General features: G+C 65.1%; 15 protein-coding genes. 3 read left to right on the top strand and 12 right to left on the bottom strand.

Going from position 1 to position 14,833, the window contains the following annotated elements; genetic code table 11:
* Positions 1-13: 13 nt before the first annotated feature.
* The gene (locus AC07ZS_RS17095; RefSeq protein ID WP_494799722.1) at positions 14-1,033 is read right to left on the bottom strand and encodes a bile acid:sodium symporter family protein; all 1,020 of its coding nucleotides are present in this window, start codon (positions 1,031-1,033) and stop codon (positions 14-16) included.
* Positions 1,034-1,138: 105 nt separating this feature from the next.
* Between AC07ZS_RS17095 and AC07ZS_RS17090 the strand changes: the two genes are divergently transcribed.
* Positions 1,139-2,041, top strand: a complete 903-nt coding sequence (locus tag AC07ZS_RS17090) for a LysR family transcriptional regulator (protein WP_494799721.1) — start codon at positions 1,139-1,141, stop codon at positions 2,039-2,041.
* Between the two features lies 1 nt (position 2,042).
* Here the strand turns inward: AC07ZS_RS17090 and AC07ZS_RS17085 are convergent, their stop codons facing one another.
* From AC07ZS_RS17085 to AC07ZS_RS17050, 8 genes are read right to left on the bottom strand one after another with little or no spacing between them, the layout of a single operon-like run.
* Positions 2,043-2,822 (bottom strand): SDR family oxidoreductase, encoded by a 780-nt coding sequence (locus AC07ZS_RS17085; protein ID WP_494799720.1) that lies wholly within the window; start codon positions 2,820-2,822, stop codon positions 2,043-2,045.
* 42 nt (positions 2,823-2,864) lie between these two features.
* On the bottom strand, positions 2,865-4,334 hold the full coding sequence (locus AC07ZS_RS17080; RefSeq protein ID WP_494799719.1) for an aldehyde dehydrogenase: 1,470 nt from the start codon (positions 4,332-4,334) through the stop codon (positions 2,865-2,867).
* A 32-nt stretch (positions 4,335-4,366) separates the two neighbouring features.
* On the bottom strand, positions 4,367-6,025 hold the full coding sequence (locus tag AC07ZS_RS17075; protein ID WP_494799764.1) for a thiamine pyrophosphate-binding protein: 1,659 nt from the start codon (positions 6,023-6,025) through the stop codon (positions 4,367-4,369).
* A 30-nt stretch (positions 6,026-6,055) separates the two neighbouring features.
* Entirely contained in the window at positions 6,056-7,264 is a 1,209-nt protein-coding gene (locus tag AC07ZS_RS17070; protein ID WP_494799718.1) for a M20 aminoacylase family protein, read from the bottom strand.
* Positions 7,265-7,273: 9 nt separating this feature from the next.
* On the bottom strand, positions 7,274-8,041 hold the full coding sequence (locus AC07ZS_RS17065; protein WP_494799717.1) for an ABC transporter permease: 768 nt from the start codon (positions 8,039-8,041) through the stop codon (positions 7,274-7,276).
* A complete protein-coding gene (locus AC07ZS_RS17060) occupies positions 8,041-8,805 on the bottom strand; it encodes an ABC transporter ATP-binding protein (protein WP_494799716.1) in 765 nt (254 codons plus the stop codon). Before AC07ZS_RS17060 ends, AC07ZS_RS17065 begins: the two co-directional genes overlap by 1 nt.
* Positions 8,802-9,806 (bottom strand): ABC transporter substrate-binding protein, encoded by a 1,005-nt coding sequence (locus tag AC07ZS_RS17055; protein ID WP_494799715.1) that lies wholly within the window; start codon positions 9,804-9,806, stop codon positions 8,802-8,804. The genes AC07ZS_RS17060 and AC07ZS_RS17055 overlap by 4 nt, the downstream gene beginning before the upstream one ends.
* 60 nt (positions 9,807-9,866) lie before the next feature.
* Positions 9,867-11,165: a CapA family protein gene (locus AC07ZS_RS17050; RefSeq protein ID WP_494799714.1), complete on the bottom strand. Its 1,299-nt coding sequence runs from the start codon at positions 11,163-11,165 to the stop codon at positions 9,867-9,869.
* A gap of 135 nt (positions 11,166-11,300) precedes the next feature.
* On the opposite strand from AC07ZS_RS17050, the gene AC07ZS_RS17045 reads away from it, so the two are divergent.
* Positions 11,301-12,209: a LysR substrate-binding domain-containing protein gene (locus AC07ZS_RS17045; protein WP_494799713.1), complete on the top strand. Its 909-nt coding sequence runs from the start codon at positions 11,301-11,303 to the stop codon at positions 12,207-12,209.
* 7 nt (positions 12,210-12,216) lie between these two features.
* Here AC07ZS_RS17045 and AC07ZS_RS17040 read toward each other — a convergent pair whose 3' ends face one another.
* Both AC07ZS_RS17040 and AC07ZS_RS17035 read right to left on the bottom strand, forming a co-directional pair.
* Positions 12,217-12,747, bottom strand: coding sequence for a cupin domain-containing protein (locus AC07ZS_RS17040; RefSeq protein ID WP_494799712.1), 531 nt, complete (start codon positions 12,745-12,747; stop codon positions 12,217-12,219).
* A 188-nt stretch (positions 12,748-12,935) separates the two neighbouring features.
* On the bottom strand, positions 12,936-13,259 hold the full coding sequence (locus tag AC07ZS_RS17035) for a YegP family protein (protein WP_494799711.1): 324 nt from the start codon (positions 13,257-13,259) through the stop codon (positions 12,936-12,938).
* A 308-nt stretch (positions 13,260-13,567) separates the two neighbouring features.
* Here AC07ZS_RS17035 and AC07ZS_RS17030 point away from each other — a divergent pair, with 308 nt between their 5' ends.
* Positions 13,568-14,383, top strand: a complete 816-nt coding sequence (locus AC07ZS_RS17030) for a DUF4377 domain-containing protein (protein ID WP_494799710.1) — start codon at positions 13,568-13,570, stop codon at positions 14,381-14,383.
* Between the two features lie 6 nt (positions 14,384-14,389).
* Here the strand turns inward: AC07ZS_RS17030 and AC07ZS_RS17025 are convergent.
* A partial coding sequence (locus tag AC07ZS_RS17025) for a phenylacetate--CoA ligase family protein (protein WP_494799709.1) occupies positions 14,390-14,833 on the bottom strand: 444 nt, incomplete at its 5' end.

The raw sequence follows: 14,833 nt of genomic DNA, 5'->3' as shown, positions 1-14,833 counted from the left end.
GAGCATCCGGAAGTCAGGGTGCCGTGGATTTTGCGCCTTCAAGCGCCCCACCGGCCGCGATCACCGGGTCGCTGCCCCGGCGCGCATAACGCTGCGCCATCACGCCGCACACCATCAGCTGCATCTGGTGAAACACCATCAGCGGCAACACGATCGCACCGGCCACCGGCGCGGCGAACAACACATTGGCCATGGGCACGCCGCTGATCAGGCTTTTCGTCGATCCGCAGAAAACGATGGCGATCTCATCCTCCTTGGAGAAGCCCAGCCGGCGGCTGCCCCACACCGTGAGCGCGAGCACCAGCGCCAGGATCACGGCGCACACCACGATCAGGCCGGCCATCGCCGCCAGAGGCAGTTGCGCCCACAGGCCCGCGATGACCGCATGGCTGAACGCGGCGTACACCACCAGCAGGATGGAACCCTGGTCGACCGTTTTCATGATGAACGCGCGGCGCTGCAGAAAACCCGAAATCCAGGGCCGCATCAGGTGGCCGACGATGAAAGGCAGCAGCAGTTGCACACCGATGCGACCCATGGCCTCCAGTGGGTCGCCCATCGCGGCGTTCTGCGTCAGCAACAGGCCCAGCACGAGTGGCGTCAGGACCACGCCCAGCAAGGTGGACGCGGAAGCGCTGCAGACCGCCGAGGGGATGTTGCCGCGCGCCATGGACACAAAGGCGATGGCCGACTGGACGGTGGCCGGCAAGGCGCACAGGTACAGGATGCCGGTGTAGAGCTCAGGGGTCACCAGCCGCCGCAGCACCGGTGACAGCGCCCACCCCAGCAGGGGGAAGAGCGCGAAGGTGGTGGCCACCACCACCAGCTGCAACCGCCAATGCCCGATGCCCGCCCAGATGGCCTGGCGCGACAGCTTGGCGCCATGCAGGAAGAACAGCAGGCTCACGGCCACGGTGGTGGCCATGCCCAATGCCTGGGCCAACACACCCCGCGCGGGCAGCAGGCTGGCCAGGATGACGGTGGCGACGAGATAGAGCGTGAAGTTGTCAGGCAGCAGCCGGGAACGGGCCATGGCAAAGGCGCGCGGCAGGGCGCGTGTGAAGACAAAGCGGGCATTGGACCGCAGCGCAGAGCAACCGTAAAATGAATTTATCGGATCAATTGATATCAATATCAGATGAATGTGAGTCTGCGTCAGCTGCGTGTGTTCCAGGCGGTCGCTTCCCACGGCAGCTTCACGCGGGCCGGCGAGCACATCGGCCTGTCCCAGCCCGCGGTCAGCCGTTGCGTGACCGAACTGGAACAACACCTCGGGCTGAAGCTGCTCGACCGCACCACCCGCGAAGTGGTGCTGACCGATGCAGGCCGGGGCCTCGCCGTGCAACTCGGGCGCGTGCTGGAAGACCTCGACGCCTTGCTGCAGGAGTCGCGCGGCCAGGCCTTGCGGCCCCACGGCCGCGTGCGCGTGGCCAGCAGCCCGACCTTGTCGGCCAATCTGCTGCCCGAGTGCATCGCCCGCTGTCAACACGAACACCCCGGCCTGGCCTTGCTGCTGCTAGACCGCATCCAGCACGACACGCTGGCCAGCGTCCTGGCCGGCGAAGTGGACTTCGGCGTGGTGATCGATCCCGGGCCGCGCGGCGACCTGCATGCCGAGGCCGTGCTGTCCGAACCCTTCTGTCTGGTCTGCCCACCCACGCACCGTCTGGCCCGCCGGCGAAACGCGCGCTGGACGGACCTGGCCGGGGAATCCCTGGTGCTGCTGGACCATGCCTCGGGCAGCCGCCGCCTGATCGACGATGCGCTGCGCGCCCACGGCGTCGAGGCGTCCGTGGCACAGGAAGTCGGCCATGTCACCACCATCTTCCGCATGCTGGACGCGGGCCTGGGCATCTCGGTCGTGCCCGTGCTGGCCCTGCCGCCGGCCGGGCTGCAGGGTCTGGTGATGCGCCCTCTGCTGCCACGCATCGAGCGCCAGGTGGCCCTGGTGCGCCGCTCGAACCGCACGCTGACACCGGCTGCGGACATGGTGTGGCAGCTGGTCCGCCGGGTGGCGGCGGAGCGCGCCACCCGGCCTTGATTCAGAAGACGCCGGGGAACGAGCCGCCGTCGATCAGGATGTTCTGCCCATTGATGTAACCCGCGTGCACGCTGCACAGGTAGGCGCAGGTATGGCCCAGCTCGTCGGGTCGGCCGAAGCGCTTGGCCGGGTGCACCCGCTTGCGTTCGGCCAGCGCCTCGTCCACCGTCAGGCCCTTGCGCGCGCCGATGGCCTGGAAGTTGACCTGCAGGCGCTGCGTGTCGAACGTCCCGGGCAACAGGTTGTTGATCGTCACGCCCTGTCCGATGGTGGAACGTGCCAGGCCGGCCACGAAGCCCGTAAGACCCGAGCGGGCCCCGTTGGACAGGCCGATCGTGGCGATCGGCTCCTTCACCGCACTGGACGTGATGTTGACGATGCGCCCCCAGCCACGGGCCATCATGCCGTCCACCGTGGCTTTGATCAGCTCGATCGGCGCCAGCATGTTGGTGTCCAGCGCACGCAGCCACACCGAGCGATCCCAATCGCGGAAGTCGCCCGATGGCGGGCCTCCCGCGTTGGTCACGACGATGTCGAAGTCCGAGCCCTGTGCAAAGATGCGTTCACGCCCTTCGGCCGTCGAGACATCGGCGGCGATCGCTGTGATCCGCCCTCCACCCAATTGCTCGAGATCGGCCTTGGCACGATCGAGTTTGTCCTGCGATCGGGCCACGATGGTGACGTTCACGCCTTCCTTGGCCAGGGCCTTCGCGCACGCGAAGCCCAGGCCGGAACTGCCACCGCCTACCAGGGCGGCCTTGCCTTCGATTCCAAGATCCATTTCACACGTCCTTTTCGGTTTGACTGTCGGGGATGGGCCCGATCACTGCGCCCAGGGGTTCGGCGATTCGTTCAAGCCCCAATAGAAGCTCTTCTGGCTGGTGTATTCGAGGATGCCCAGGCGGCCCTTCTCCTGGCCGTAGCCGCTCATCTTCACGCCGGTGAAGGGGGTGCTGATGGAGAAGACCTTGTAGGTGTTGATCCACACGGTGCCGGTCTGCAGCGCGCGCCCGATGCGCCAGGCGCTCTTGAAGTCGCGCGTCCAGATGCCCGAAGCCAGGCCGAACATGTTGTCGTTGCACTGCGCGATCAGGTCGTCCTCGTCCTTCCACGGCAGCAAGGCCAGCACCGGGCCGAAGATCTCCTCCTGGCACATGCGCGCGCTGTTGGGCAGGCCCTCGAAGATGGTCGGCAGGTAGTAGCTGCCCCCGTCGTAGTAACTGCCCGTGGGGCGCTCACCGCCGCACAGCACCGTGCCGCCCTCGTCGCGGCCCAGCTGCACGTACTTCTCCACCGAAGCGCGGTGGCCCAGGTTCACCAGCGGGCCCATCTGCGTCTCTTCCCTGGACGGATCGCCCACGCGCAGCTTCTTCACCCCTTCGAGCAGGCGGGCCTTGAACTCCTTGTAGACGCTCTCGTGCACGAAGGCGCGCGAGCCGGCGATGCAGGACTCGCCCGAGGAGCTGAAGATGCCGTAGAGCACCCCGGCCACGGCGTGGTCCAGGTCCGCGTCGGGCATCACGATGGTGGGGGACTTGCCGCCCAGCTCCAGCGAAGTCGGCATCAGCTTCTCGGCCGCCAGGCGCTGGATGCCCATGCCCACGGTGGTGCCGCCGGTGAAGGCGATGCGCTTGATCAGCGGGTGCTTGACGAGCGCGTCACCGACGATGCTGCCCTTGCCTGGCAGCACGCTGATGATGCCCGCGGGCACGCCGGCCTGCTCGGCGATCTTGGCCAGCTCCAGGGCCATGCGCGGGGTGATCTCGGCGGGCTTGAAGACCATGGCGCAGCCGGCGGCCAGGGCCGGGGCGAGCTTCTGGGCCTCGCTGGCGATGGGGGAGTTCCAGGGCGTGATGGCGCCCACCACACCCAGGGGCTCGTTCACGCTCATGCTGAGGAAGTCACCGCGCGAGGGGGTGATGGTGTCTTCCCAGGTCTCGGCGGCGGCGCCGAAGAACTGGAAGGTGCCGGCGGCGCTGGCCACGAGGGCGCGGCATTCCTTGATGGGCTTGCCGTTGTCCAGGCGCTGGAGCTGGGCGAGTTCTTCGCTGCGCTCGCGGATGCCGGTGGCGATGCGGTAGAGGATGGCGGCGCGCTCGTGGTGCTTGAGCTTGGCCCAGGAGGGCAGATGGCGGGCGCGTTCGGCGGTCTGCACGGCCTCGTCCACGTCGGCGGCGGTGGCCGCGTGCAGGCGGGCGACGGTGCTGCCGTCGTGCGGGTATTCGGTGGTGTATTCCGGGCCCGAGGCGTCGCGCCATTGGCCCGCGATGAAGGTCTTGAGAGGTTCGTTCATGGTGGTATCGGAAGAGCAGGAATCCGATGGGATCAGCGCACCGGAGGGCCGGCGAACTTCACGGCAAATGGGCCCCAGGCGTTCATGTCCACTTCCACCACGACCGGGCCGCTGGCATGGGCCAGGGCTTTCTGCAGCGTGTCCTTGGTGGCGGCCGGGTCGGCCAGCTTGAGGTGCGGCACCTGCAGGCTGGCGCAGAGCTGCGCGAAATCGGGCGTGTGCAGTTCCACGTAGACGTGGCGGCTGCCGTAGATGTCGTCCTGGATGTTCTTGATGACGCCGTAGCGCTGGTCGTTCATGACGATGAAGACCACGTTGGCTTTCTCCTGCGCGGCGCAGGCGAGTTCGCCCACGTTGAGCATGAAGCCGCCGTCGCCGCAGAGCGAGATGGTGCGCCGGCCCAGCGCGTGCTCGGCATCGGCCACGGCCGCGCCCACGCCCATGGCCAAGCCCTGGCCGATGCCGCCGCCCAGGGCGTGCACACCGGCGCGGGGGTGGTCCAGCACCGGGGCGCGGTTGCCCCACATGCTGTTGGAGAGCGTGATGTCGCGCACCCACCAGAGGTTCTTGCCGACCACCTCGGCCAGCGTGTTCTTGAGCTTGACGTACTGGCCCAGCGTGCCGTCCACCAGCGTGGCAGCTTCGGCGCGCGCGCGCTTCACATCGGTCGCCAGTTGCGGGTCGATCTGCATGCGGCCTTCAAGCCGGTCGGCCAGGGCGTTGAGCGTGATCTCGGCATCGCCGTGCACGAACAGCTCGCTGCTGTAGCCTCGGCCGTCGGTGAGGGGGTTGGCGTCGATGCGGTAGCGCGTGGCCGGCAGCTTGAGCTTGTAGTTCAGCGTCTCGTTGCTGCGCAGGCGCGTGCCGACAGAAAGGAAGGCGTCCACGGTTTCGTAGAACTCCTCGGCCGGCTTCTGCAGGTTGTAGGAGCCCAGCGTGGCGGGGTGGTCTTCGGGCACGATGCCCCGGCCTTGCACGGAGGACACGACGGCCCAGCCCATGTTCACCAGCCGCATCGCGGCGGCGCTGGCGCCGCGCGCGCCGCCGCCCAGCCACAGCAGGGGGCGTTTGGCGCTGAGCAGGCGCTCGGCCAGCAGGTCCATGGCGGCCAGGTTGGGCTGCACCGGCGGCACGGCCAGGGGCGAGAGGTCGGCCGGCAGGTCCAGCTTCATCTTCTGCACGTCGATCGGGATCTCGATGCTCACCGGGCCGCAAGGCGGGGTCTGCGCCAGGCGCACGGCTTCGCGCAGCGTGGCCAGGGCGGTCTCGGGGTTGCGGATGCGAAAGGCGTCCTTGCCGACGGCCTTGAGCATGGCCAGCTGGGCCGGGTGCTCGTGGATGTAGCCCAGGTCGCGGTCCAGGAAGGGCGACTCGATCTGGCCCGTGAGGTGCAGCAGCGGGGTGCCGGCGGTGATGGCTTCGACCATCGCGCCCGCCGCGTTGCCGCAGCCGGTGCCGGTGCTGGTGACGCACACGCCCAGCGTGCCGCTGACCCGGGCGTAGGCGTCGGCCATGTTGCACGCACCTGCCTCGCCGCGCGCCGAGACGAAACGGATCTTCTGGCGCGTGTGGAACGCGTCGAGGATGGGCATGTTGTGGATGGAGATCACGCCGAAGGCGGCGCGCACGCCGCACTGCTCCAGGAAGCGGGCGGCGAGTTCACCCACGGTGATTTTGGATTGCATGGTGATGAACGGGAAAGTAGGACGGGCGAATGGGGGTCAGAGCAGGTAGGTCTGAGCCAATGCGCTCCAGAAACGGATACCGACTTCGATGTTGTCGTCGTTGAAGTCGTAGTGCGGTGTGTGCAGCGCCGCCGAGCAGGTGCCGGAGTCGTTGCCCAGGCGGATCATCGAGCCCGGCAGCTTTTCGAGAAAGTACGCGAAGTCTTCGCTCCCCATCGACCGCTGGTGGTTGGTCGTCACGCGGTCAGCGCCGAACACCGCCGTGGCCACCGTGGCGGCGAACTGCGTGGCCGCGGCGTCGTTGTTCACCACGGGATAGCCGTTGATGTAGTCGATCTCGACCGTGGCGCCGTAGGCCTCGGCGGTGGACTGGATGATCCGCGTCACCTTCTCCTGCACCGTCCTTCGGACGGTGTCGGAAAAAGTCCGTACGCTCAGGCCCAGATCCACCGACTCGGGAATGACGTTCAATGCATTGCCGCCGATGAACCGGCTGACGGTGACCACCACCGCTTCCTCGGGATTCACGAAGCGCGAGGCAATGGCCTGCAGCGACATCACGATGGCTGAAGCGGCGACCACCGGGTCCACGCATTGGTGCGGCCGCGCGGCGTGGCCGCCTTTGCCGCGCACTTTCACGAAGACCCGGTCGCCGGCGGCCAGGTAGCCGCCTTCGCGGAACATCAGGCCGCCACTGGGCGCACCAGGCAGGTTGTGGATCGCGTAGATGACGTCACAGGGGAAACGCTCCAGCACACCGTCGCGCAGCATGGCGACGGCGCCGCTGTCGAAGCCCTTTTCTTCGGCGGGTTGAAAGATGAGGTTCAGCGTGCCGTTGAATGGGCGGTGTGCCGACAGGTAGCGGGCCGCTCCGAGCAGCATCGCCGTGTGGCCATCGTGGCCGCAAGCGTGCATGACACCCGTCTGCGTGCTCGCATAAGCGAGCCCGGTCTGCTCGGTGATCGGCAGCGCGTCCATGTCGGCGCGGATGCCCAGGGCTCGCGCCGAATTCCCTTGGCGCAGCGTGCCCACCACGCCGGTGCCGCCGACGCCTTCGGTCACGGTGTAGCCCCATTGGCGCAGGGCGTCCGCCACCAGCGCGGCGGTCTTGTGCTCATGGAAGGCCAGTTCGGGATGCTGATGGATGCGGCGGCGAACCGCCTTCATCTCCACCGCAATGGCCGCGAGCGTGGCTTCGTCGAACTCGAACCCTCGGGTCGAGTGGTCAATTTGAGGAGACAACATGGCGGATGTTCAGGCAACGCCCTGCGACTTGGCCGACTCGTGCCACGGCACGAGCACCTTGCGCAGCGATCCCACGCCGAAGTAGAGAATGAAACCGATGGAGGCCAGCAGGATCACGACGGCAAAGAGCATGTCGACCTGCATTTCCTGCAGCTTCACCGTGGCCAGAAAGCCCAGCCCGCGCGATCCCGCCACGAACTCCGACACCACCGCACCGATGATGGACAGCACGATCGCCATCTCCATGCCGGTCAGGATGTAGGGCAAGGACGCGGGCACCACCAGCAACCGGAAGCGTTTGCGCATCAGCGCATGGCCGACGGTGAACACCTCCGACAGGCCGTTGTCCACCGATTTCGCACCCAGGTAGCTGTTGGAGAACACGGGGAAGAAACCCATCACCGCCGAGATGACGATCTTGGACTCCAGCCCGAAGCCGAACCACAGGATGAACAGAGGGATGAGCGCGACCTTGGGCGTGAGCTGCAGCGCGACGATGAACGGCTTGAAGATGGTGTCGAGGATCTGGATGCGTCCCAGCACCTGGCCCAGCACGGTGCCGAAGAACACCGCCAGGGTGAAGCCGCCCAGGCACTCGTAGAGTGTGGTCTTGATGTGGAAGTAGGTGTCTGGCTGTTGCATCAGCTTGTACAGCGCCATGAACACCGCTTCGGGTGCCGGCAGCACCAGGGGAGAAACACCCGCCAGCGTGACATAGCCCTTCCACAGCACGAGGAAGGTCAACACGGAGGTGGTTTGGATGATGAGCTTTTTCATCAGATCTCCAGCAGGTCGCGCAACTCGTTGCAGAGTTGGGCATAGCGGGGGTTGGCGCGTTCGCGCGAGCGGGGTCGGGGCAGGTCGATCGTGATCTGCGCCGCGATGCGGCCGGGTCGGGCCGACATGACGATGACACGGTCGGCCAGCTGCACCGCTTCATCGATGGAATGCGTGATGAGCAGGGCCGTGAACCGTTTCTGCAGCCAGATCTGCTCGGCGTCCGCGATGATTTTTTCCCGGGTGATGGCGTCCAGCGCGCCAAAGGGCTCGTCGAGCAACAGGAGGTCCGGGTCCGCGAACATGGCGCGGGCGAACGAGGCCCGCTGCTTCATGCCACCGGAGAGTTCGGCCGGCAAGCTCTTTTCAAAACCCTTGAGGCCCACCAGGTCCGACAAGGCCTGGGCACGGGCCACGCTCTGGGCCGAGAACTTGCCGATCATGTGGTCCGACAGCGCGATGTTGTCGCCGATGGACATCCAGGGCAGCAGGCGGTGTTCCTGGAAGGCCACGCCGTAGCTGACGTCCTTCTGGCTGCTGAACACCACCTTGCCGGTGGTGGGTCGCTCCAGGCCGCAGAGCAGCCGCAGCAAGGTGGACTTCCCGCAACCGGAGGCACCGATGATGGCCACGAACTCACCCGGGTAGATCGCGTGCTGGATGTCCTTGAGGGCCACCACCTCGCTGGTGGCGGTCTTGAACGTCTTGCCGACTTGCTGGAAGGAGACGAGCGCTTCCTGCGCCGATGACGGGGACGCGGTCACTTCGATGCCTCTTCCCAGATGCTGTTGGTGAACATCGAACGCGTGGACGCGACGATCGCGCCACTCTTCTCCAGCAGACCCTTGGCCTCTTCCCATTGCCTGGGATCGTTGCGCACCACGTTGCCGATCCCATGGGTGGTCCACAGCGCGCTGGTGGTCTTGATGTCGTCGATGGACACCTCCACGTTGTCGATGCCGGGCACCGCGTGTTTCTTGCCGATCAGCGCAATGGCGCCGGCCAGGTCCTTGTCGCCCATGGCAGCCAGCTCGCGCGTGGCTTCGATGATGCTCTTCGTGAAAGCGACATAGCCCTTGCGGTGGGTCTTGAGGTTCTCCTCGCGCGCCACGTACACATTGCCCGGCAGACCGTCGTCCACCGGCAGCACGTGAATGAGCAGCTTCTCGCCCTTCATGCGCGCGACGGCGCTGGTGTTCGCGAAGAAGCCATGCAGCCGCCCCGCCTCGATCAGGCCGAAGGTGGACGGGTTGTAGGCCACGCGCTCGCGGCGGATGCCCGTGGGGGCGACGCCGGCCTTTTCGAGCATCAGGTTCAGGCCACCTTCGGCGGTGCCACCAAACGAGGGCAGGCCGATGATCTTGCCCTCCATGTCCTTGCCGCTGCGGATCGGTGCCTTCGCGCTGGAGACCAGAAAGAAGGGCGAGGTCTGCGCGATCGTGCCGATGGCGATCACGTCCGTGTTGCCCTGGGCACGGGCTGCCATGTAGGTGCTGCCCGCCGTGCGGCCGATGTGCACCTGGTTGCCCGTCACCAGTTGCAACGGCTGGGCGGCGCTCCGCCCCACTTCCAGGCGAACCTTGACGCCGTTCTTCTCGAACTTGCCCGATACGTCCGCATACAGCTCGGGCGCGTAGGCCAGGGTGAGCGTGTTGGGCGTCATGTAGATCAAGCTGCCGTCGTTCGATTGGGCGAGGACGGGCGTGAGGCCCAGACCTGCGGCGCTGGCGACCAGGCCGGTTTTGAGGAAATGTCTGCGTTCCATGAGAACAAACTCCTTGAAATGAAAGAGGGAGAAGGGTCGCCGCCCCAGTGCAGCGTGGGTTCAGGTATCGAGGGCGATCGAGCCGGTACCGTCGCTGTGGATGAGGACGCGTGTGCCAAACGGTGCGCACAAGGTCTGGAGTTCCTTCAAGGCCTCGATGTCGTCGCTGAGCGCGGGAGAGCCCCGCTGCGACCGGGGCAGGCCGAAACCCAGTGCGATCGGGTGCAAGGTGATGGCGGTGAGTTCGCCGTCAGTCAGGGCCCAGCGGGGAATGACCGCACGCCACACGGCCGGGTTGGCCACCAGGCCCTTCGTGTCGCCATGGGAGCGCTTGTCGAACGCCTCCTGCGGGGTCGCCTTCGGATCGAGTTGGTACTTCTCGTAAAAATCCGCCGGCAAGGCGGCCACGGTTTCGTTCTGGAAAACGAAGTTGCCCAGGCCATAAAAAATGGGCCGCTTCCGGTAGATCTCGATGCCACGCATCACATGCGGACCATGGCAGACGATGGCGCTGGCCCCCGCCTCGATGAAGGTGCGGGCCGCCGCCACGATGAAATCGGCCGGCAGCTCCTTGCGGCCATCCTTCATGTCATGGGTGTGGATGCTGACGATGACCGGGTCCCCCGACGCGGCGCAACGCCGGATCTCGCGCACGCTGCGATCCAGGTCGCGCGGGTCCACCTCGCTCAGCGTGCCGTGCGGAACACCCGCCTTGAAGCGGTGGCCACCGAAGAAGAGATCGATGTCGTTCTGCGGCAGCGAGAAGCCTTCCTTCAAACGCATCCGCTCGCGGTCATTGATTCCCGTTTTTTTATCGATCGCGCGCATCGCCTCGATGTCGCCGGCATCGACCACATAGGTCAATTGGTGCCGCAACGGGTTGATGCCCGGGCGCCCCTTCATGTCCAGGCGGCTGTTCCCTGCCATGGCGCTTTCATGGAACGTCGACGTCAACGACAGCAGGTGGCAGGTCCGCGCGCCCGCCGGAATCGCCACCGCCCGACCGGCCTCTTCAAGACAGGTTCCCAGGCCTGCGCACGCCGCCCCCGCCGCCTGCAGCACCGCCAGGGTGTCCAGCATGCCGATTTCGCCGAAATCACCCGCATGGTTGGTGGCCGCTGAAAAGCCGTTGAACCCGTAGGCCTGCAAATCACCCACCAGCGAGGACGCCGTCTTGGCCCAGGTGCCGCCACTGACCGTGGCGGGTGCCGCCCGATCGGATGCGAAGGTGGTCTCCAGATTGCAAATCCGCACATCGGCCGATTCAATGAATTGCTTCAATCGATCAAATTCCGGATTGCGCGGCAGCGCCCTCGTGATGAATGCATCACCCACCGCCAAAAATACCATTGAATTCATTTCAAAGATTCACCAGAACAAATGAAAAGCTGATTACAGATCGAGGATTCCGTGACAGAACGGTTGCAGGCCAGTATACTGAAAGCCCCTCTTCGTGGGCTTGACTTTTTTTTCTGACCACCATTCCAAGAATTCATGAAATATTCGCTTGGCAGGCATTTGCCATCCACCGTGAACCTGGTGGCATTGATCACGGTTGCGCGAACCGGCCATGTGACGCGAGCAGCGGAAGAACTGTTTCTCACCCAAAGTGCGGTCAGCCGGCAAATCAAGGATCTTGAGGATTTCGTTGGAAAGAAGCTGTTCACACGCGCGCACGGTGAACTTTCATTGACACAGGAAGGGCGCGCCTATGCGGAAGAAGTCAGCGAACTGCTCGACAAACTCGAGCACGCCACGCTGACCCTTTCCACCTCGAAGGCCAATAGCGCCCATCTGAAGATATCCAGTCAAATCACATTTGCTTCCAAATGGCTGTTTCCGCGCCTGGCCGATTTCAGCAAACAGTTTCCCGACATCATGATCGATGTGGAAACGCACATTGGGCAGCCCGATCCCAGAAAGCTGCAGAACGACATCCTGATCCTGTTCCGGGATGCGGAGGAGCCGGGTTGGGGTTGCGACCCATTGATCGCCGGCGGGGGGTACCCCGTCTGTTCCCCGGCACTGCTGGCGTCGTGCGGCAAGCAGGGGGTGGAGGCCCTGCTGAGCCTGCCCCTGCTGCACCAGCTGACCCGTCCCGAGAGCTGGGCGAGCTATTTCAGATCGGTGGGTGTGGAGCAAGCCAAGGTCAAACCAGGGCCGACCTACTCCCTGCTCACCATGGGGTTGCAGGCGGCACTGGCCGACATGGGCGTCGCCATCCTGCCCGACTTTCTCGTCCAGGAGGACCTGAACGCCGGCCGGCTGGTGCGGGTGCACGACGTGCCCCTGGTCAAACGCGGGTCCTACATGCTCATGATCCGGGAGCCCGTTCGCAAGGCCCCCGCAGTCGCCGCCTTTCGCCAATGGTTGCTCGAACAGAGCCGCCAACCCAGCGGCTGAGGCCGCATCAGGCCTTGCTGTTGGACTTGCCGTGCAATTCATGGCCCGGCGGATACGTGGGCCGAATGGGCCGCGGCGAACCGATCACCACCACGAAATGGCTTTCCTCATCGGTTTCGGACACGATGGAGCGATAAACCCCAGGCGGCACGGATATCAAATCCCCGGGTTCGAGCACGGCCTCCGTTTTTTGACCATTGTGCTCCAGCGCAAATATCGCCTTGCCTCTGGTCAGATAGAAAACCTCTTCCACATCGGTATGGATATGGGGTGGAAATTCATGGCGACCGGGCAATAACATGGTTGAGAACGTGAAATTCTCAGGCATCAGGCTTTTGCTGTCACCCTCCGCTCCAGCGGCACCCATTCCAATGTACCGCATTTGCGCACGGCGGTATTTCGGATTGATATCCGCCTGGAATTTCAATACCCCCCAATCGTAGCCAAGGTCATTTTTCCGGACAATTCTGGATTGCGCCCAGGATGCCAATGTATGGCCGCCAGGAAGAGGAAAGCTGCTGCTCGTGTCGTAACTCATCATTCATCTCAATCACGGAAATTTCGATGCAAGCATCTTAAATCCGTGTTTCTTGATGGAGAAATGAATTTTTCAAACCGGCACCATTCCATTTTCTCATCCTGTCCGCGAGAGGGCACAAGCCGTGCAGCGGACAAAGAAAAAGGCCCGCGCGATGCGGGCCGACTTCTTTGGAGAGAACAGGCCCATCACTCCCTGGTCGCGGCCCCCGGCGCCGCTGACTTCACCGCTTCGATGCCCTGGTCTCGCGTGGCCGCCGAAGAGTAGGCCTCGCTCGTCCCGAGCGGCTCGCCGTTGGCGGCCTTCAACACGAAGTACGGTTTGCCCGCGGAGTTGGTCAGGCGCGCATAGCGGGCATCGATCGGCGCATTCGCCTTGACCGATGCGATGCCGCCCTGCGCCCCCTGCTTGGAGGTGTAGCGCTCACTGGTCAATATGGTTTCGTGGTTGCCTCCCACGAGGTTGAACATCCATTGGGTGCCCGAAGGCTTGAGATGAAAGTAGGCGGCCATGGTGCTCCTGTCGGATTGAGAAAAAAGGTCGTCGGGCATCGTTGACCACGCCTCAAGGGCTGTCAATCCTCAAAATGTGGGAACCTTCTGCGGAACCGCGCCACGTGAACTCTTCTCGAAAAACCAGTTCACACTGAACGCCGCTTCCGGCAGCACAACCGCCTACACCGGTCACGCGGCCCGAACCATCGCTCGCTCATGGGCCATGAGGGCCATGAACAAGTCTGGGGCTCTCAACCCCTGAAGCTTGCACGAAACACCCCCATCCGCCATGCTTGCACAGCAGGCCAAAGAAAGGAAAACACCTCATGAAACGCTGTACATGGGTCGCTCTCACCGCAGCCACTTTGCTGAGCCTCACGGCCTGCACCACCCCTCCCTCTGCCAGCGCCATGCCCGACTCCTCGCTCAACAAAACCCTGCAGGCCTTTCACTGGGCCCTTGAAAAGGCGGACGACCCCAGCGGCCGCGCGCTGCCGGCGTTCACCGCGCTGGCGCCCCAGCGCGTCGTGCGCCTGAGCTTCGTCAAGGGCGAGAAGCCCGGCGATCAGCGCGTCGTCGTGGACAAACTCTGCAACGCCGTGGGCGCGGGCTACCAGCTCAACGGCATCGACATCACGATCTCTCGCCCCGTGAGCACGATGATGGCCTGCCCCGACCGACAACTGATGCAACTGGAGCAGACCGTGGCCGCGCAGATCAGCCGCGCCACCCGCGTCCACCTGGCCCAGGACGCCAACCCGCCACGCCTGCTGATGCAGTTCAACGACGGCAGCCGCTGGCACCTGGTGGGCCAACCCACCGACGCCACCCGGTACGGCGGCGCGGGCGAAACCCTGTTCCTCGAAGTGGGGCCCCAGCTCCAGCCGTGCAGCCACGGCGTGGTGCGCAACGCGCAATGCATGCAGGTGCGCGAAGTGAAGTACAACAGCGCCGGCCTCAAGACCGGCACTGGTGAGTGGGGCCACTTCTACGGCCACATCGAAGGCTTCACGCACGAGGCAGGCACCCGCCATGTGCTGCGCGTCAAGCGCTACACGATCCAGAACCCGCCGGCCGACGCCTCGCGCTACGCCTATGTGCTGGACATGCGTGTGGAGACCGAGTTGGTCACGCCTCGGTAAGGCGGCTCAGGCACAGCTGCGCGCGTCCTCGATCATCCTGTCGTCGTTGGGCAGGGAGCCGGGGGGAACCAGCTCGACCTGGGCGCGCAGCTTGGTGACCTCGCGCACGGCGGCCTCGATCTGCTGCTGTAGGCCGCCGTCGGTCTCGCCGGCCTCCACGCGCAGGCACATCTGGTCGTTGGCCATCTCGCCGCTGACCACCAGGCGCGCCTTCTTCACCTGCGGGAAGCGCCGCGCGATGTCGGCCACCTGGGCCGGGTGCACGAACATGCCGCGCACCTTGGTGGTCTGGTCCGCGCGCCCCATCCAGCCCTTGATGCGCGGCGCGGTGCGCCCGGTGGGGCAGGCGCCGGGCAGGATGGCCGAGAGGTCGCCCGTGCCGAAGCGGATCAGCGGGTAGGCCGGGTTCAGGGTGGTGACCACCAGCTCGCCCACCTCGCCCTCGGGCAC

This window comes from Hydrogenophaga sp. GW456-12-10-14-TSB4 (genome assembly GCF_059424305.1).
This window is presented reverse-complemented; position numbering and strand designations above follow the sequence as displayed.